Raw genomic sequence first — 20243 nt, 5'->3', positions numbered from 1 at the left:
GCATTTGCTCGGGCTTTAGATTATAATATAGTGTTTTTAACTTCTTAAATTTTATTTAAAACATATATATAGCCATTCCGAGCAGATATTATTTGGTAATAATAAGTGCTGAAATAAGGCAGACGTAATATGTTATTTAAAGTTTTCATTTTCGACTACAAAATTAAGTCTTAATATTATGATGAACAAATAAATTTAGCTAGACCAATAATTATATGCTACTTACATTATTAGTAATCACTTTTAATTATTTCATCCATACAGTATTCTGCAACTGCAGTAATAGTTAGAAAAGGATTTACTCCAATGCTTGCAGGGACCAGGGCGCCATCGGTTATATACAAGTTTTCATACCCTTTAACTCGACCATATAGATCGGTTGTTTTACCTAATACAGCACCACCTAGTGGATGATAACAAATATCTGGACCATAACCACCTTTCCATAACAAACCAGAAGGAGTTCCACCGTTTGCTTTATTCATCTTTTTTATAAAATACTTGGCGTTTTTTACAGTATGCTTGTAATTTTTCTTATCCCAATTAATTATGATGTCATTAATCTCTGGATTATATGAAATACTTCCTGGGGTTGGCACTTTGTTAATTATTAAATACAGAGCCGTATATACCTCCATTCCCATTGGTAAAGGAGAAATTTCAGCAAAAAATGAATGTTTTTCATCTTCCCAATTGTCAATCCCCGAAACTGGAATTGTAGATTGTTTAACCCCCGTTCCTGGTCGAAAATTGCTATAGGTAGCCTCATTTTCTACTCTATTAAAGAGCGTATTTACCATATTTCTTCCAGTCATCACATTTCCATTATTCCCCCAATATTCTCCTAAACTAGGGTCAAAATTGTTCATTTTGCCTTTGTATTTTGAAGCTAATAATAGTTTTGTAGTACCAAGACTTCCTGCGTTTAGGAATAGTTTTTTACAGTTTATAGTTTTCTTTTCAACCACTTCGCCTTCGGTATTAAGAACATTTACATATACAACATATCCTTTCTCCGTTTGCTTAAAATAATCAACCTGATGAAGATCTTGAATGCTCAGCAATCCAGTATTTAGAGCTTTCTTTAAATACGTTTTTTCAAGACTTTGTTTCCCGTGGTTATTTCCGTAAATCACTTCTTTTGCAAGGGCAGACTTTGGTACTTCTCCTGCTTCTTCTTTCTTCATATAATCGAAAGAGTAAACATTAGGTACTCGTATAGTCTTAAATCCAGCTTTCCTTGCTTCACTTTCACCTACTCTCGCAAATTTATAATAGGGAGTTTCATTGTAATATTCTTCCGAAATTTGATTTACATCTAATTCTTTTTGTGCTAATGGGAAATAAGTATTCCAAAATTCTTCGACATCTAAATCTGGAAATATTTCTTTAAAATATTCTTTTTTAGGCTGTACGGCCATTCCTCCATTTACCAATGAGCCTCCTCCTACGCCTCGACCAGCATAAACCTTAACATTTTCAAAATCCATACGATCCAGAACACCGGTAAATTTTTTATTAAATCTAGAAATGTTCAACATTGGGGCTTGAGTGGATTTTCTAAGCCAAGTAGAATTGTTTTTGGGAGTAATTAAGTTTGAAAATGGCTTGTATTTACCTCCCTCTTTTTCCCAATTTAATCCCATTTCTAACATCACCACCTTTTTCCCTGCTTGGGTAAGGCGCAACGCAGCTACTGCTCCTCCATATCCTGAACCAATCACTAGGTTTTCGATATATTCGTTTGTATTTGTTGTCATTAATTCACTTGCTAAAACACTAGGAACCATAAGCCCCATACTTAACCCTGAGGTTAGTTTTACAAAATTTCTTCTCTTCATTATAATTCAACCGATTTCTAGTGGTATTAATTTTCATGTTTTCTGAGCGGTTGCCAACGCTTGATATGCGACTAATATACAAATGATAAAAAAGCTAAGAGATAAGAAAATTCTGAAAATATTCTTAATTATTTCTTGAGGACGGAAATTATAGACTTTTAAAGAAAACGTTTTTGATCATTAAGAAGAATAATAAAAGGTATGTCCCATAATCCACCACTCAACTTCTTTACTAGTTATAAAAAAACCTAACAGAATTTTCACCTTCACTGTTTTGCAATAGTCAAGAAATGAAACCTGTTAGGTTATAATAATTTTATTGATTGAAAATGAAGTAATTTAGAAGACTATCTTATTTGTGAAATAGATTTAATTTCTAAAACTAAACTTCAGTCTAATCACAAGTACCATCCGTGCTACAGCTTTGACCTTGTGTAACTTCTAATTTTGTTTCTGGATTAAGTTTTCTCCATTCGTCAAATGCAACTTCCAAATTTTCTAAGAATGCCTGAGGTGGCTGCGCTCCAGAAACTCCATATTTTCTGTCAAGAACAAAAAACGGAACTCCTTGAACTCCTAGCTGTCTAGCTTCTTGAATGTCTTGATTAAATAAAGAAGCATATTTCTCATCGTTTAAAGCTGCTTTTACGTCTGCTTCACCTAGCTCTAATTCCTTTCCTATTTGAACTAAAGTTTCAATATCAGCTATATTTTTACCCTCTGTGAAAAATGCAAGAAATAGTTTTTCTTCTGCTTGATCTCCTAAACCTTTAGTTTTGGCAAATTGAATAAACTTATGAGCGTTTAATGAATTCACCATTACTGCTTTATCAAAATTGTATTCTAAGCCAACCTTTTTCGCGGAAAGGGTAACGTTATCTAACATTCCTTTTACTTGCTCTTGGCTCATTCCTTTATTTTTAACAAGATAGTCTTGGTAGCTATCTTTTGGTTCCTCAGGAATTCTAGAGTCTAATTGGTAACTTTTCCAAACTACCTCAAGTTCATTTTTATGCTCGAATTGTTCGAGTGCTGTTTCAAAATTTCTCTTCCCGATATAGCAAAAAGGACACATTACATCACTCCAAATTTCTATTTTCATTTTGTTTTCCATAATTTATTTAAGATTTTAATTCACTTATTTCTTTCTTACTCCTTCGCAATAACTTAGCCTAAAGCTTTCAATAAAGCAATAAGTTCTAATAAAAGCCTATATGTCGGTTCAACCAATACTTCATTACAAAAGTATCTGCCAAAAGCATAGCCAATTATTAGAAGTGCTTTAATACCTGGGCAGTACCAATACCTAATTCATGTTTATAACCATTTCGCTTTAAAGCAGTTTCAATAGCACCTACAGTTGCGAGTAAATCTGCTTTGTTTACTGAGCCCATATGGCCAATTCTAAAGTAAATGTTTTTTAACTCTGGCAATAGACCTCCTGCTAATACTATACCATTATCACCCACTATTTGTAAAAATGCTTTAGCATCCATATTCTTGGGATATAATGGAGCTGTTAATGTGTTTGCTGCTGTTTCATCATTCTTAGACAATAACTCCAAGCCTAAAGCTTTGATAGCTTCACGCATAGCTTTTCCTGCTCGTTTATGACGATTAAAACGATTTTCTAATCCCTCGTTCAAAATTAACTTCAAACTTTTTTCTAAAGCAATGATAAGGTTTACCGGAGGCGTCCCAAAATATGAGGCCTGCCTGTTTTCGTAAGCTTGCATTATGGGTAACCAGTTTGTCCAATCGGAATAATAGTTTAAAACTGGACTTTTACGATTTTCAAAAGTTTTGATAGCATTTTGAGATGCTACCACAAGAGCAAGTCCAGGAGGAACTCCTACTGCTTTTTGAGATGCGGTTACAACAACATCTATTCCCCATTCTTCTTGCTTAATTTCCTCACCCGCTACCGAGCAAACTCCATCGAGAATTGTCAATACATTGTATTTTTTTCCTAATGCTCCTATGCTTTTAGCATCGTTTAATACCGCAGTGGAAGTATCGACGTGAGTAAATGCTAGAATTTTATAATTATTGGATTTTAGTTGCTTCTCAATATCATCTATAGGGACAATATGGCCCACTTCGGATTCAAGAATATCTACATCGGCTCCATAGCGTTTTAAAATCTCAGCATATCGAAGCCCAAAGTATCCTGTAGAAACTACTAGCACTTTATCGCCAGCTTCAACTAAATTGGCTGCCGCCATATCCATAGCAAGTGTCCCTGTTCCAGCTACAATAAATCCTTGTCCAGAAGGACACTGACAAACATCTTTTAACAACTTTAAACTGTTTGCAAATACAGCTATAAAATCAGGGTCAATATGACTAAGTGTAGGAATAGCCATAGATTGTAAAACTTCATTTTCAAACTCTATTGGCCCCGGAATCATTAATAACTTCCTTGAATTCATATACTTTGTTTAAATTTTTTTCTGTAATTAATATAAAATAATTTACATGATGAGATATACCATTAAGTAATTATTAACCTTATATACCCTGAAGGAAACAACATAGAATTTCTTGATTTACGATGTACGGTTTTGGATTCAGAATGAAAATTAGAAATAAACCAATAATCACAGCAAGTTCAAAAGAAATTCTATTGAATGTCGTTAGTATAAATCAATAGAATAAACATATTCTTTTCCTCTTCAAATAATAATGTAAGCAAGGGTTCTTAAAACCTATTTCAACTCATACCGCAATAATCTCAAGGCATTTAATACAACTACCAAAGTTGATCCTTCGTGGAAGACAACTGCTGGTCCAATGGCTATGGTTCCCATAATTGTTAATGGAACCAATATAACCACCATTCCCAAACTGATTATTAAGTTTTGTTTAATGATGCTTTTTGCTTTTCTACTTAAGCCAATTGCAAAAGGAAGATTATCTAATTTATCCGCCATTAGTGCTATATCTGCGGTTTCTAAAGCTACATCAGACCCTGCTGCTCCCATGGCAATTCCTACTGTACTTTTTGCCATTGCAGGGGCGTCATTCACACCATCTCCAACCATAGCCACACCTCCACTTTCTTCTTCTTTAAGTTTTTCTATTGCAGTTACTTTATCTTCAGGAAGTAAACTCCCCAACGGATCGGTTATTCCTATAATTTTTGCAACTGCATTAGCTACTTTTTGATTATCGCCCGTAAGCATAACCATTCGCTTAATACCTATTCCTTTTAAAGCGGTTAAGGTTGAAATCGCTTCAGGGCGGGCCACGTCCATGGCCGCAATAATACCTAAGTACTCATTCCCTTGATGAACAATCATAGCTGTATTTCCTTCTAATTCAAGTTCAGCCATTTTTTGATCTATTTCCTTAGGTACTGCATTTCCTGTTAATTCTTCAAATAGTCTGCGGTTACCAATATGAACAAGACCACCATTCCAATCGGCTTGAATTCCTCTTGCGGTTAAGGCTTTTAAATTTTCAGCTTTCGGAATATCAATATCTCCTAATTCTTTATTTCCTCCATCAACTATAGCTGCCGCTAATGGATGATCACTCAGTGCTTCTACAGCCACAGAAACTTTTAATAACTGTTCTCTACTTATATTACCAAAAGGAATAGCGTGTGTTAGTTTAGGCCTACCTTCGGTGAGGGTTCCTGTTTTATCAAATGCAATTGCACTAACTCCGCCTAAGTCTTCAAGAGGGCGACCCCCTTTAATCAATACTCCTTGCCGAGCAGCTCTCGCAATTCCCGCCAATACAGCGCTTGGCGTTGAAATGGCCAAGGCACACGGTGAAGCTGCAATTAAAACTGACATTGCTCTGTAAAAACTCTGCTCGAAAGTTTCGTCTATTACAACAAAAGCAAATAGTAAAATAATAACTAAAATTAATACCGAAGGCACATAGTATTTTTCAAAATTATCTGTAAGATGTTGTGTAGGCGATTTTTGAGTTTCGGCCTCTTTCACCAAATAAATTAATCGCGAAAGTGTACTGTCTTTGGACTCCTTAAGAACTTTAATTTCTAGAGCTCCACTGCCGTTAATTGTACCTGCGAAAACTCGATGTTCAGGCAATAAGTTTTTAATTTCGATGTCATCTTTCCAGCTATCGCTTGGGAGTTTGGTAATTGGCATACTTTCTCCTGTAATTGAAGCCTGATTTACTGCACTGGTTCCTTTTGCTACTACTCCATCAGCTGCGATAGTTGAGTTTGGTTTTACCACAATTATGTCTCCAATCTTAAGCTCTTCAATGTGGACTTCTTTCAGTTCACCATTTTGTTTTAAAAGTGCGGTTGGAGGCGCTAAATCGGAAAGAGCAGAAATAGACTTTCGCGCTCTTTTCATAGCGTAATGTTCAAGAGCGTGTCCTAAACTAAACAGGAATAGCAATAAGGCACTCTCGCTCCACTTTCCCAATGCAGCAGCACCAATAGCTGCAAAAAGCATCAAAAAGTCAATTTCAAATTTTCCTTTTGATAAACCAAAAATGGCAGAAGAGAAGGTAAAAACACCACCGAATATAGCTCCGATAATAAAAATCGGAGTTACAATGGATTCAGAAACGCTAGAGATAAATGATAAGACAACCCCTGTAACCCAAAATACTCCACTGATTATTGCGAAATAGAGTTCGGTGTTTTCTCCTAAAAAATTGAGGTTAGAATGACCGTGCTCACTATTTTCCTGATGTGAATCCTTACTGGCATCTTTCATATTACTTTTGATTTCCTCGTTTTTATAAACTTAAATATACCTTTTAAATTTCCTTATGCTGTAAAAAAGTATAATGACTGTTGATTATAAGGTTTTAAATGGTAAAACTTTAGTTTTATCAAGCTATTGCTGTTTCTCTTAAGAAAGAAATTAGTTTTGTGTTTCTTAATTAGTTTTTGAAGTTGTATGTTCCTCGAGATAATAATTATCCTCAGAATTTATTGGTCTAAAATCCTGATTAGTGAAAGGAGAAGTTTCAGGAAGTTTTACAACATTAAATTCAAATCCCACTGCTATATGGCACTTATTACACGTATTTGTAAGTGAGATAAAATTTCTTTTAAAAGCTTCTGAATCCTTTTCATCAATAGCTTTTTCAATGTTTTCTAAAGGTGCATTTAACATTCCTATCATTTCACTTTCTTTTCGACCAGCTTGATACTTCTGAATGTCTTCAATAGCTTCTTCTAATTCGTGGATTTCAAAATCGGCGAGATCCCAGTTTTCATTTTGTCCTGCAAACCACAATTTAGCGTGATGTGTTTGTATAGAACCCATAAAATCTCCAAAACCTGGTTTATAAGCGTCTGCAAGTTTACTTTCTAAATTGTTTATGCGCTCTTCCAATTCTTTTGTATTATCTGCTTGCTGATTACAGGCTAATAAAGATAAACTCAATCCAATTAAAAGTAAATATTTCATTTATAGAAGTTTTATTTATTGTTATCAAAATGATTTTAGTAATCTATTTCCCTTAGAAATTACTCTTAGTTCAAATTACATCATTTTGATATATAATCAAATTTTAAGCATCTAGAAATCTACTAAATAGATTGATTTTAAATATGAAAGGGATGGGGATAAAAGATATACTCCTTCTCTTTAAAAATTAATCAATCTTATTGTTAAACTGCCTACGATAATTTGCGAGTTATTCGATGAGAAATTCGAATGAATTGACTATTTAACCATTCTTTCCTAGAAGTACCTATAAAATCAATTTTTTATTTCTTGTTGAGAATTAATATCCTAATCGCGAAAAAAATTGGAGTTGCAATTAATAATATTGGAAATAAAGGTGTGAGATAGTTGTTGAGGTTATTTTCTACTTCAAGTCCGTCTAATAGAGACAATACTGTGACTGTAAAACATAAAAGCGCTATCAATAATCCTACTATTCGAAGCATTAGTGTTGCTTGCTTATAGTTATACCTAGCATTTTTATCATTAATTTCAGTGGGATAATTAAAAATCCAAGGATATTGATTGAGTTTAAATACTGCGATAGTGATTATACCACAAATTATTGGACTCGTCCAAAGCAAATTTTTTGTTCCAAATCCATTTTCATCTTTTGAAGGCCAATTAAAGTGAATAGGAATCTTTTCAGGTAGTTGATTGTAAAAATATCCTATTAAAATTGCTGACCCTATTATTAGCAGAAATGTAAAAACTTCAATAGACTTATCAATTGTAGTTTTCTCGATTTTAATTTTTGGACGCGTCATTTAAATAATTCAATTTTAAAAAAAGAAAACTTTGATTGCATGAATTTGATATGTGTTTGTAAGGCTTATTAGAATAGCTAGAGTTATAGTTGTTATTTAACTTCTTACTAATTTATTACTAAAATAACATTTTATGGAGTAAATTAAATTTAACTTTATAGAAATCGCTTTAAATAATTAAAAAAAATAAAATGGAAAAGTTGTTTAGTATATCTAATTCCGAAGTTATTAGTATTGTAATAAGTGCCATAGCTGTTTATGTAGCTGTTATCATTTATACTAGAGTTTTTGGAAAGCGGAGTTTTAGTAAAATGTCAAGTTTTGATTTTGCAATGACGGTAGCCATTGGTTCTTTAATTGCTTCTACAATTCTTACTTCTAGTATTTCTATTTCTGAAGGAGTTTTAGGACTATTGATAGTTTATATATTACAATTAACGGCAGCTTATTTTCGGAGATTTGAGTTTTTTGCCAATACTATAGACAACACTCCTTTACTGCTAATGGATGGTTCTAATATACTTCATAAAAATTTAGCAAAGGCTAGAGTAACAGAGGGAGATTTACGAGCAAAACTTCGCGAAGCAAATGTGCTGGAATTATCTCAAGTGCGAGCTGTAATATTTGAAACTACAGGGGATATAGCTGTGTTACATACCGATAAAGAATCACAAGAAGTTGAGTCTTGGCTTTTAAAAGATGTGATGAAATAAATTTCACGATAAATTTTTGTTTGAAAATACAACCGATTAATATGAATCTTAATTTATTTTTTTGAAACTATAATGACTCTAGCTGTTAGTTTTTCAGTAACCAAATTGTATTTATCGGTTATATATTCAATGGTTTTAGAAGTATATATAAACACGTGTGTGGGATCATTTCGGTAATACCAATTAGCGAAGTCTATATCTATGGTATACAAATGTGTCATTATATAAAGTCGTCCTTCTGGCTTTAATATTTTTAAAAGCATTTCAATTTCTTGCTTAGGATTGTAAAAATGTTCGAAAACTTCACAACTAAAAATGTAGTCATAACTATAATTGACGAAATCTTCATTAAGATTAAAGTACGGGTCATGAAGAATTACCTGATACCCATTATCCATAAGTTGTTTTGAGATTACAGGGCCTGTTCCGCAGCCGTAGTCCAAACCAAGTTCCTCTGGACTTTGATTTTCTAAAATAGCAGTTGTAATTGGCGAAGTAAATTTTTGGTAACCAGGATTATCTATATCGTTGTTGTGTTCTTTATAACGCTCCTTCTCTTCTTCACTATTTAAATAATACTTTTTATGCTTAACATAGGCGCCACAACAATCACAAATAAAATAAAATTCATCTACCTTATTGTGTAGTGTCGTATTGCAAAGTGTACATTCCATTTAGCAAATTTTATAATTAACTAAATCTTGCGAGATTCAACGGATAAATTCGAAATTCAACAATTTACACAATTATTTTCACACCATATAGAAAGAAATTAGACACATAGCAATCTGAAGCATACCTTAAGTTTAATGTGACCGATATCTTCAAGTATTTTATAAATAAGTCATCAAACCTCTTAACTTAATTCAGTCATTTTCTTTCCAACGTGGGTCATTACTTCCCCAAATTCTATTGAAGGACTAAATTCAATTACCTTTAAATCTTCTTGAACAATTGCAGTATGTCCATTTGGTAAATAATAAACATCACCCTCCGAAAGAATTTCCTCCTTTCCATTGTCGTATTTTACGAGTAAATTACCACTTAACACATAACCCCAATGCGGACAATGACAGCTGTTATTATCCAAACCATTAAGTAAAGGTGTAAAATCCGTTCCTTTAGGTAACTCGTTAAAACAAACGGACATTCCTCCTAAGTTTTCTATTGTTCTCATTACAGTACCTGGTCCTTCCATTGTTACAGGAATATTCTTTTTGTTGATTTTCATGGCTATTCATTTATTGGATTAATATTATTAATCACGTGAGTACTACAAACAAAATTGTAGCATCACAGCGAATTAATTTTATATAATATGGGCACTAACTTATTGAGGAATTTTGCACTAGGAAAGGAGAAAAAGCAATTTGCTTATTTCAAATATATTGAAATTATTTTGTTTTTTTATAAACTTTTAGCCTAAAAATTACTGTTTATCAGATATTTACCTTGAATATTACTTATAAATTCAATTTTATTTAAAAGTTGAATTTACCTAATCTGACTTGTTCATACAAATTTTACAACGGATAAATTCGTTTCGAAATTGAACTTCCATTTTGATTTTTATACATCTTTTTTGGTTCTCAAAAATTAAAATTTTTGGAGTGAAAATACTTTCCAAAACAATTTAGACTTTATAAATGATGACCTTTTTATAGTTTTTCGATAGTTGGTTGTAATGGATAATTGTTGAATACCATTTTCAGTTTGAACCAATTTTTAACCAATAAATTCAATCACTATGAATAATCAAGCCAATTTTCTTTTAATACGTCACATTGCAGGCTCTAAGAAAGGACAAGTAGAAAGCTTCACTATTTCCAAAAACCTAGAAGTTAAAATAGGACGAGGATTAGATAACGATGTAAGTTTTGATCCTGTTAAGGAAGATACTATTAGTCGAAATCACTGCCATATATCTCAAGACAGTGAAAACCCTGAACGTTTCTTCATTTCTGATAGTCAGAGTAAGAATGGGACGTTTGTAAATGAAGTTCTCATTACAAAAAAGACCGAACTATTTGCTGGGGATATTATAAAGCTTGGAAAAGAAGGCCCATCATTTGAATTCGACCTTGATCCTCGTCCAAAACTGCATATAAAAAGCACTCGAGTTATAGACACAACCGTAGCAAAAGAAACCAAAGTTCATACTGCTACTAATTTGCCAAAAGCTACTTCAGATAAAAAACAGCCGAAAAAAGATGGTGTTGGAAAAAATACTATGCAGCATATGATTCGCGAATCTGAAAAGAAAAATAAGACCGGCCTTCTAATCACATTAACTGCTATTTTATTGTTAGTTTCAACTGGAGGATATTTATTATATCAAAAACAGAGCGTTAAGGAAATTGTTCACGTTAGAGAACCAAAAACCACCTTCACTCCTACCGAAATTGCCAAGGCAAATAATGAAAAAGTAGTTTATATAGAATTTGCTTGGAAACTCACGAATACTGAATCTAGTGAAGAAATGTATCACGTTTATTATCCTGTTATAAAGGATAAGCAAATTATTGGACACAGAGGTGCATATTTTCAAAATCAACAAGGACAAATCGAGCCTTTATTAGTTACAAAAGGTGACTATTTAAAAGGATTTGGCAATACTCAAGGCATAGAACTTGACATTATTGCGAGTTCAGGTATGGGCAGTGGCTTTGTTATAGACGAACGCGGGTTTATTGCAACAAATCGACACGTAGCTACTAGTTGGCTTACAAGGTTTCAATTTCAAGAATACGCTTTCCCGGGAGTACTAATGGAGACAGATAAAAACGGACAATTCGCACCTTCTTGGGAGAAACAAGTAACAAGAGAAATGGTAGGTAGCTGGGTTCCTGGGAATGATAGAAAATACACTGGGATAAATACTTATTTAGATGTAACATTTGCCAATAATTCACAAAGAACACCAGCACAGATTGTCCGAATTTCCTCTACTCACGACATCGCTATGATTAAAATTGATTTACCTGAATCTTTACCTAAAGTAGAACTTTATGATAATTATAATGAAATTCAACCCGGTGATCCTGCCATTGTTATGGGATATCCAGGGCTTGCACCTAACCAATTAGTGCTTAAGCGCTCACAAGATTATTTTAATTCCAATCCAAATATTTCAACGGTACCAGTTCCCACTATTAGTACAGGAAATGTAGGAAGAATGGTTCGTGGAAGTGAAAGAAATGAAAAAATTGATGATTATCGGTCTTCCTTAGGTGACTATTACCAGCTTACTATCAACTCTACAGGAGGAGGAAATAGCGGTGGACCTATGTTTGATGATAAAGGACGTGTAGTAGGTGTATATAGCGCCGGAACGACAGATGGAAGAGGAAATGCTATTAGTTTTTCAGTTCCGATTAAGTATGTAATGGAATTAATGGGCCGTCAGCAGGTTATTAAATAACTTCTTTAAAACGACAAACATTAGGTACTTACTTTCACCTTTCCACTAATTCTATTTTAATATGGTGATAGCAAGTAACTGGCAATTAACAAAAATAATTATGAGGTTTTTCTTTTCAAATAATAAAAATAAGGTTGCTAATTCCACTGTAAAAAACATTAGAAATAGTGGAAGTTTTTGCAATGTCTATACTGTTTCAGAAACTGGTCCTGTACGTGACCACAACGAAGACTCCATTGCATATTCTTATCCCGAAAACAACCAAAAAAATCTAATTGCTGTAGTAGCAGATGGTATGGGCGGACATAATGCAGGTGAAGTTGCTAGCAAGATGGCGTGTGATATATTGCTCGAATATTGTTTAAAATATTGGGAAAAATATACTCCAGAAAAATTGTTGCAAAAAGCATTTAAAAATGCACATAAAGAAATAGTTGAAACTGGCGAAGGGAATCCAGAACAACAAGGAATGGGTACTACTGCAACTTCAGTGATAATACAGCGTAATGTTTGTTATATCGGCCATATTGGTGATAGTCGTATTTATCTTTTACGTAATGGAAGCTTAACACAATTAAGTAAAGACCATACACTAGTTAACCAGATGTTTGAAGATGGTGATATTACATTGCAAGAACGGGATAATCATCCAATGAAAAATGTGCTATTGCAGGCCTTAGGAACTACAACAAATATACAACCTCAAATTTCATCCAATGGCTGGAAAGTATTGGAAGGTGACCGGATTTTTATGTGCTCTGATGGAGTAACAGATGTATTTAGTGATGGTGACATAAAAGATTTGCTTTCAATGAGCCAAGCAGAGTTTGTTTTGGAGTGTTTAAGTTGTACTGCCATAACTAGAAATGTATCAGATAATTTTTCCGCATTGCTCATAGAGATCACTTCTATAAATCGAACCAATCCTTCAAAAACTAAAGAACAAAATGTAATTTTATGAGCATACTAGGTAGTCAATATGAGGTTATTCAAAAGCTTGGTGAAGGCGGAATGGGTGTTGTTTATCTCGCAAGAGATACTATGATTCAAAGATTAGTTGCCATTAAGCAGCTTCATCGCGATGGGGGTTCAGAGGACGAAAGTTTAGGTGAACGATTTCAAGCCGAAGCACTAGCGTTAGCAAAACTAAATCACCCTAATATTACTCACCTCTATTCATTTATTCCAAAGGAAGATACCTATTGGATGATTATGGAATATGTTGAGGGAAAGACCCTGGAAGATTGGTTAAAAATTCATCAAAAAATCACACATCAACTCGCAGCTAGTATTGCGGTGCAAATTCTTGATGGTTTAGAACACGCACATCGCAAGGGAATTATTCACCGAGATATAAAACCTGCTAATGTGATGATTAATGAAGATGGAGAAGTTAAAATCATGGATTTTGGAATTGCCAGAATCCGTAATGCCCAACGAATTACCAGTCACGGTAAGTCTGTAGGAACCTTAGAGTATATGGCTCCAGAACAAATTCAAGGCCACGAGGGAGATGAACGTATTGACGTTTATGCTGTTGGTAATATTTTATACGAAATGTTAAGCGGTAGTACACCGTTCCAAAGTGACACCGATTATCGATTGATGAAAGATAAGTTAGAAAAACAAGCTGAATCCATAATACAATATAATCCTACAGTCCCTGTCTCCTTTGAAAAGATCATTTTTAAAGCCCTTCAACGCAATCCTAATAAGAGATACAAATCGGCATTGGAAATGAAAATTGCCATTGAAAAAAATCTTGGTTCCTCTCTTTTAGATCAATCTACACTTACCGAAGTGCTACAAGCATCTCAGGTTTTTACTGAACCTCAAAAAGGAAGTGAAATAATATCTGTAAATAATATTTTAGCTCGTGCAAAATCTATCTCAGGAAGGTTTAAGGTGCCAAAGGCAACCAAAGTAAACAAGTCATTATTATTACTGGGAGTCTCTGTTTTATTTTGTGCAATTTTATTGATTTGGGGTGGTGGAACAGATAAGGAAATAATTGCAGAAGAAACTCCTGAGGCGTCTGAAGTAACCTGGACAGAACCTGAGGAAAGCCCTCAAGAAGTGGTATTAAACCAAGCTTCTAGCGAATTTGAAGAAACACCAAATGATATGTACAAGCGTATTATTAAAAATACAGAAGTAATTCCTGAAGCTAAAGAAGAAATAAAAAAAGATATCAGCCAACCAACGAATCGTAAACCATCAAATCCGCCAAAAAAAAAGAGTGAACCAAAACCATCAACTATTCCTGAAAAAACAGAGAAGAAAGAAAGCAAGGTTGAAAAACCAGTAATTCCAAACACTCCCGTTGATGTTCCTGCAGGAAAAATTATTAGTATTACCTTAAAAGAAGATTTAAGTTCGGAAGAAAAAGAGCGAGATGGAAAACAAATCCGACTTATTTGCAATGAAGATGTTGTTGCCGAAAATAGAGTAATTATTAAAAAAGGAGCCGAAGTTACAGGAAAGATTGTCGATGTTGTTGAATCGACACATAGTAGAAAAAAAGCTTTAATTGGTTTTGTAATTCAATATGTAGAAGCCGTTGATGGTAGTAAAGTTAAATTAAAATCTAGACGCTATCGTTTATATGCCGATACCCCTGGGATTCCTGTGAAATATAAAACTGGTGAAATATTTGAAGCAAAATTAAGAGGTGGCAGAGTGCAATAGATAAATTAAAAGCACAATCTTTATGTCTATGTCGTTACCAATTCCAATGCATATTATTGGTGTTTAAAACATTTGTGCTTTGTTTGTTTCTTAAGCTCCTTCTTTAAAAAGTGTGTTTGTTACTATTACTGCACCACCTCTAAAATGGAATACCCCAAACTCCCCTTCTCCAATTTAATCTGGGTTGTTATCCTTTCTTTTAAGGCACTTACGTGTGAAATCACTCCAACCGACTTATCGCCTTCATTTTGCATTTTCTCAAGAATCGTAATGGCTTGATCTAAGGTTTCAGGATCTAAAGTTCCAAAACCTTCGTCTATAAACAAGGATTCAATTTTTACGTTTCTAGCAGCTATATCAGACAAAGCAAAGGCCATTGCCAAGCTCACTAAAAATGTTTCTCCTCCTGATAAAGTGCGAACAGAACGACGAGCGTTCCCCATATACTTATCAAAAACCTTAAGCGTATCACTTTTTTCTGCTTCTTCAGGTGTTGGGATATCTAGTAAATAACGATCACTAAAATCTGAAAGACGCTTGTTGGCAAAACCTATAAGCTGCTCTAAAGTGAGATCCTGAACAAAGTTTGAAAACTTGTTTCCAGTTGCATCCCCAATTAAATCGTTCATAGATTTCCAAAGAGCCAAATCTTTCTTTAAAAAGTTTAATTCGTCAATTACTTTTTGTTGACGCTTCTTGTTATTTTCATCGTCTTCCAAGCTTTGGGTTAACTTCCCAATACTAATAGAAAGTGTATCCCAATGATTTTTAGACTCTTCAAACAAGGAAGTTAAAGCTTCGATTGAAAGCTTAGTATCATCTTTATCAGTCAATTCTTTTATCCTTTTTACCAACTCATTTTCTTTTACAGAAATACTTGTGTGGCGTTCTTTAAGCTCATTTTCTCGTTTTCTAATCTTATTAGCTCGATCTTCTTGTATAATTGATTTTCGCAATACTTCGATATTTTCTAAGCCTTCCTTTACAAGTATTTGTTTTAAATCTGCTTCCCTCTTAGATTTCTCTGAAGTTGTGTTTTTTATTTTGTCATTATTTTCCTGAAGCTGTTTAGCAATTGCCAAGATGTTGGAAACAGCTTGTGTGAGTTGAGTTGATAAAGTATTGGATTCTTTATTGATATCCTGCCCTTTATAGAGTGAACTTCGCTCTTTATTTAGATTTAAATATTGTTTTAAAGCAGTTTCCCATTGATTAAGACTCGTTCCAATATCCTTTAAAACTTCAGCTGCCTGAAAAGCATTTTTCGATGCCTCCATTTGCTTAATGGTTTTAGCTAATCCCATTCGTTTGCTTTTAAGAATTTTAAGGTCGTCCTTATAACTCCAGTCCAAACGATCTGCTAGATTTGAAAGCACTTTCAAATTAGTTGCTTCTTCCTTCTTTAGAACTTCTATATCATTGGTAATATTCGTGATTTCCTTTAAATGATATTTATTCTTTTCGTTTAAAGCAATTAATAAATCAGATTTGGTTTTAAGTGAATCCTTCTTTTGCTTTAGTAGCTCTTCCTTGGCGTCAAAGTACGGCTCCTCAGACGCGTATGGGTGGTGTATGGAGCCACAAAGTGGACAAGGCTCCTCTGGGTTCAATTGTTGACGGTATTCCTCTAAACTTTGATGTTTGCGCTGTTGCTCTAATTTTTTCTCTAAAATTTCAACATCCTTTTTTAAATCAATTACATCTTTTTCTTGAGAAGTTATAGCATTGTTATCATGCTCTAGTTTTTCCTTTATCGATTTAAGTTTGTCATTCTGACCTTTGATATTAGTTTGAACTTTTAGTAACTGTTCTTTTTTAGTGAGGAATTCTCCAGCTTTCTCGTGATTTTGTCGAGCAGATTCTAAGGTATTATTTAACTCTTCTATACTTCCAACTCCTGAATTATCAATGCTTTCATTTATAGATTTCTCAAAAGCAGTAAACTGTGACTTAAACTGCTCAGGATTATCTGCATTCGAAAGTGAAAAGCCTAATTGTTTTATATTACGAACGTAGTTATTCAGCTGACTTTTATAGAGATTGGCTTCTCCATTTTTCTTTTCTTCTTCATTTTGTAAGGCAGCAATTTTTCCTCGGAATGCTTCCAGTTTACTATTAGCATTTTCTACATCAACCGCTTCAAAAATCAATTCTGATACTTTATGCAAATAAGTTTTCTGTAACGACTCGGCTTCTTCCTTAGATTCCCGTAGTCCTTTTGTATATTCTTTAAGCTGATTTTCTTCTTTAACGATTAAATCAAACTCTCTTAAATTAACTGCGTATTTAGATAGTTTCTCGTGATTCTCTAATTCAACTTTAAAAGGCTTAAAAATTTCAACATCCTTTTTAAGTTCGGCTTTATCGACTTCAAGTTGTTTTTGTTCTTTTTGTGTATTTTGAAGTTCTTGCCTAGTTTTTATTTTTTCGGCTGCATCTTGGTAAGCCTTCTCAATTGCGGGTTTAGTTTTAATTAATGTTTTTAATTCATTTTTCTTCTCTGCAATAACTTCGAGACTTAATAATTCAATTCCTTCAAGGCCAGCTTTTTTAAGTTCAATCTTTTTTTCAACTGACTTATACCGGAAATAAACAGCTTTTCCAATTTCACGATAGGATTTAGCTCCAGTTATATCTTCCAACAACTTGTTTCGCTCATTGCGCGGCGCTTGAAGCAATTTACTAAACTCCCCTTGCGATAATACCATAGCTTTAACAAACTGCTCGTAGCTTAAACCTATAATAACATTGTTTTTTTCAGGGGTTTTAGTGCCAGATTCTAGAATATGTCCAGTAGCAACCTCTACCAATTCCTGTTTTCGGGCATTTAAATTATTGTTTCTATTGCGTTCTATAGACCAATGGCTGCGATATTCCTTCCCATTTACTCGATATTCAACTTCTGCATAGCAACTCTTCATATTTCGAGTCATAATCCCCCCATCGTCTTCCAAAATTGAATTACTCACATTTTTATCAACACGAGCAATTCGATTATAAAGGGCCAAAGTTATTACATCTAATAATGTTGATTTTCCAGACCCTGTAGGTCCGGTAATAGCAAAAAGTCCAGCGTCTGCTAATATCCCCTCCCCAAAGTTAATTTCGTGCTCCCCTTTGAGGGAATGTATATTTTCAAATCGTATTTTTAGAATTTTCATAGCCTATAGATTCAATTCTTCTAAAATTTCACGGAAAGCATTCCTTAATTCTTCCGTGTTTTCCAAACCACTTTGTAATTCAAGTTTCTTTTCAAACATCTGCATTGGCGTTACATCAGCCACGTCTGTTCCTACTTCAAAGGCATCACTAGCACCTCTAATTTTGTTTCTGAAATTTAAACGGGATTTTACAACTTCTATATTCGAATTAAACTGAGAATTGATAAGTGCCTCAAAAGCTTGACGCCTTTCTAAACTTTCAACCTCTTCGTTTACGATAATTTCGGCTAATGAAGTTAAGGTGGTTTCTTCAGAGTATGATTTTAGTTTTTCTTCCACCTCCTGCAAACTACCTTCAAAAGTTACAAGGTTTCTGTGTTTCGGAATAGGAACAATTTCAACGTTTTCTATCTCATTATTGACTACAGTAATCACGTTAATCTGCTTGCGATCTTCCTTTTCAGAAAAACTTAGCGGTACGGGAGAACCACAATAATAAATGTTTTGTTCGCGAGAAATTACCTGCGGCTTATGAATATGTCCTAATGCGACATAATCGGGTATTTCTCCAAACATATTTGCCTCTACACCTGCTTGATTCCCTATTTGAATATCGCGTTCACTTTCCGAAAGTTCACTTCCTTGTACATATAAATGGCCCATTACAATAAACAATTCATCAGAATAGTTTTGTTGGTAAAAATAATTGACGTTGGAAAAATAAACTCTTAGTCCAGATTTTATCTGTTCGATTTTAGTGGCATAGCTTTCCCCTGCAGCCGACTTTCGAATATCTCTATCTTTTAAAAACGGTATGGCAGCTACTACAACTTTTTCGTTGTTCTTTTCTACGGTTACAAACATGTCCTCTACTCTTTCTGTAGCACCGCCAACAACTGTAATATCGAATGCCTTTAGTAATTCGGCTGGAGCGTTTAAAACTGCTGAGGAATCGTGATTACCTCCTGTAATAATTATTTTACAATCTAGGTTGATTAACTTCTTTAGTAAATCATAATACTGTTTAAATGCTGCTTGTGAAGGATTAGCTTGGTCGAAAACATCACCTGAAACCAACAGCACATCTATATCTTCAGATTTTATATAATTTATTAACCATTCAAAAAACAGGTCTAAATCTGCAGTTAAATCAAATTTAAGTAGTTGTTTTCCGATATGCCAATCGGAAGTGTGGAGAATTTTCATGCCAATTTATTATTGTGAAATATCCAAAGATATGATTTTTAAAAAGTAGAATTTAAAGAAATCGATTTCATCTTTAAATGTTAAAAAATCATTTAAGAATAAATACTAATCCAAATTAAAAATGAAGAAAGAATTTTCCGAAAATTATTATTCAGGACAGTTCAGTATTAACATGGTTGAATGTTTTAAACTAAAAATATATTAGCTGTTATTTTGATAAATTGTCAAACTACCATTAACATTTCTTGTTAAACTACAATTAAAAAGTTTTAATAATTGATAATCTATTATAAATTAGAGCAATACTAACTCAAAAACTACAACTTATGTTACGATGGATTATTATTTTTCTAGTTATTGCAATTATAGCTGCGATCTTTGGTTTCGGTGGAATTGCTGAAGGAGCAACTGATATTGCTCAAATCATTTTCTATATTTTTCTAGTGCTATTAGTATTATCGCTATTATCCAGGTTATTTAAAAAATAATTCAGGAAAAAAGTTTTTACTAATAATTTAAAAAAAATAAAGCTATGAGAATTGAAGCCTACTTAGCCTTTAGAGGCAGTTGCCAAGAAGCATTTAATTTCTATAAAGATATTTTTGGTGGCGAAATTAAGAATACTGAAACCTATGAAGATAAAGAAATCGACATTCCAGGAAATTATCGTTCTAAGTGGCAACACGCAGAACTTCGTGGGAAAAATTTTACGATTCTAGGATACGATGCAGCTCCAGACACTCCACTCACCGATGGTACTAATATACATCTTGGAGTTGATATGGATTCAGCAGAATCGGCAGAATCGGCATTCGATCAATTATCTAAAGGAGGAAGAGTACATACTTCGTTCCAAGAAACCTCTTGGGGCGCTCACTATGGAAGATGTACAGATAAATATGGAATTAGTTGGATGATAAATTTTAAAGAATAATACAACTAAGTTTTAAATTTATAAAAACCCTAACTTTAATAAGTTAGGGTTTTTTACTTAAAGCA

The 20243-nt window shown here is 33.7% G+C and carries 16 protein-coding genes; 6 read left to right on the top strand and 10 right to left on the bottom strand.

What is annotated here, in order from left to right; translation table 11 throughout:
* Nucleotides 1–230: 230 nt before the first annotated feature.
* From H4O20_RS02785 to H4O20_RS02760, 6 genes are all read right to left on the bottom strand, one after another.
* Nucleotides 231–1841, bottom strand: a complete 1611-nt coding sequence (locus tag H4O20_RS02785) for a GMC oxidoreductase (RefSeq protein ID WP_185098213.1) — start codon at nucleotides 1839–1841, stop codon at nucleotides 231–233.
* Nucleotides 1842–2235: 394 nt separating this feature from the next.
* Nucleotides 2236–2943 carry a DsbA family protein gene (locus H4O20_RS02780; RefSeq protein WP_185098212.1) on the bottom strand — a complete coding sequence of 236 codons (708 nt, stop codon included), beginning with the start codon at nucleotides 2941–2943 and terminating at the stop codon, nucleotides 2236–2238.
* Nucleotides 2944–3112: 169 nt separating this feature from the next.
* Entirely contained in the window at nucleotides 3113–4273 is a 1161-nt protein-coding gene (locus H4O20_RS02775) for an alanine--glyoxylate aminotransferase family protein (RefSeq protein ID WP_185098211.1), read from the bottom strand.
* 276 nt (nucleotides 4274–4549) lie between these two features.
* Nucleotides 4550–6547, bottom strand: a complete 1998-nt coding sequence (locus H4O20_RS02770) for a heavy metal translocating P-type ATPase (RefSeq protein WP_185098210.1) — start codon at nucleotides 6545–6547, stop codon at nucleotides 4550–4552.
* Between the two features lie 165 nt (nucleotides 6548–6712).
* Nucleotides 6713–7249 carry a hypothetical protein gene (locus tag H4O20_RS02765; RefSeq protein WP_185098209.1) on the bottom strand — a complete coding sequence of 179 codons (537 nt, stop codon included), beginning with the start codon at nucleotides 7247–7249 and terminating at the stop codon, nucleotides 6713–6715.
* Nucleotides 7250–7551: 302 nt separating this feature from the next.
* Entirely contained in the window at nucleotides 7552–8055 is a 504-nt protein-coding gene (locus H4O20_RS02760) for a DUF1648 domain-containing protein (protein WP_139854742.1), read from the bottom strand.
* Nucleotides 8056–8246: 191 nt separating this feature from the next.
* Here H4O20_RS02760 and H4O20_RS02755 point away from each other — a divergent pair, with 191 nt between their 5' ends.
* A complete protein-coding gene (locus H4O20_RS02755; protein ID WP_139854743.1) occupies nucleotides 8247–8768 on the top strand; it encodes a DUF421 domain-containing protein in 522 nt (173 codons plus the stop codon).
* Nucleotides 8769–8821: 53 nt separating this feature from the next.
* On the opposite strand, the gene H4O20_RS02750 is transcribed toward H4O20_RS02755, so the two are convergent.
* On the bottom strand, nucleotides 8822–9442 hold the full coding sequence (locus tag H4O20_RS02750; RefSeq protein WP_139854744.1) for a class I SAM-dependent methyltransferase: 621 nt from the start codon (nucleotides 9440–9442) through the stop codon (nucleotides 8822–8824).
* A gap of 182 nt (nucleotides 9443–9624) precedes the next feature.
* Complete coding sequence (locus H4O20_RS02745) at nucleotides 9625–9999, bottom strand: hypothetical protein (RefSeq protein ID WP_185098208.1); 375 nt, start codon at nucleotides 9997–9999, stop codon at nucleotides 9625–9627.
* A 516-nt stretch (nucleotides 10000–10515) separates the two neighbouring features.
* Between H4O20_RS02745 and H4O20_RS02740 the strand changes: the two genes are divergently transcribed.
* The 3 genes from H4O20_RS02740 to H4O20_RS02730 all read left to right on the top strand — a co-directional run bounded on the left by H4O20_RS02740 (nucleotide 10516) and on the right by H4O20_RS02730 (nucleotide 14877).
* Nucleotides 10516–12189: a trypsin-like peptidase domain-containing protein gene (locus tag H4O20_RS02740; protein WP_185098207.1), complete on the top strand. Its 1674-nt coding sequence runs from the start codon at nucleotides 10516–10518 to the stop codon at nucleotides 12187–12189.
* 100 nt (nucleotides 12190–12289) lie between these two features.
* The gene (locus H4O20_RS02735; protein WP_185098206.1) at nucleotides 12290–13150 is read left to right on the top strand and encodes a PP2C family serine/threonine-protein phosphatase; all 861 of its coding nucleotides are present in this window, start codon (nucleotides 12290–12292) and stop codon (nucleotides 13148–13150) included.
* The gene (locus H4O20_RS02730) at nucleotides 13147–14877 is read left to right on the top strand and encodes a serine/threonine-protein kinase (RefSeq protein WP_139854748.1); all 1731 of its coding nucleotides are present in this window, start codon (nucleotides 13147–13149) and stop codon (nucleotides 14875–14877) included. Before H4O20_RS02735 ends, H4O20_RS02730 begins: the two co-directional genes overlap by 4 nt.
* A 125-nt stretch (nucleotides 14878–15002) precedes the next feature.
* Here H4O20_RS02730 and H4O20_RS02725 read toward each other — a convergent pair whose 3' ends face one another.
* Nucleotides 15003–18038 carry an AAA family ATPase gene (locus H4O20_RS02725; protein ID WP_185098205.1) on the bottom strand — a complete coding sequence of 1012 codons (3036 nt, stop codon included), beginning with the start codon at nucleotides 18036–18038 and terminating at the stop codon, nucleotides 15003–15005.
* 3 nt (nucleotides 18039–18041) lie between these two features.
* Nucleotides 18042–19244 (bottom strand): exonuclease subunit SbcD, encoded by a 1203-nt coding sequence (locus H4O20_RS02720; protein WP_185098204.1) that lies wholly within the window; start codon nucleotides 19242–19244, stop codon nucleotides 18042–18044.
* Nucleotides 19245–19570: 326 nt separating this feature from the next.
* Between H4O20_RS02720 and H4O20_RS02715 the strand changes: the two genes are divergently transcribed.
* Together H4O20_RS02715 and H4O20_RS02710 are read left to right on the top strand one after the other, a co-directional pair.
* On the top strand, nucleotides 19571–19732 hold the full coding sequence (locus H4O20_RS02715) for a DUF1328 family protein (RefSeq protein ID WP_139854751.1): 162 nt from the start codon (nucleotides 19571–19573) through the stop codon (nucleotides 19730–19732).
* A gap of 44 nt (nucleotides 19733–19776) precedes the next feature.
* Complete coding sequence (locus tag H4O20_RS02710; protein WP_139854752.1) at nucleotides 19777–20178, top strand: VOC family protein; 402 nt, start codon at nucleotides 19777–19779, stop codon at nucleotides 20176–20178.
* Nucleotides 20179–20243: the final 65 nt, after the last annotated feature.

Origin of the sequence: Aequorivita sp. 609 (assembly GCF_014212065.1) — a bacterium.
Taxonomy (GTDB): Bacteria; Bacteroidota; Bacteroidia; order Flavobacteriales; family Flavobacteriaceae; genus Aequorivita; species Aequorivita sinensis.
Note: the sequence above shows the minus strand (reverse complement) of the source record. Positions and strands in the feature narration are given on the sequence as shown.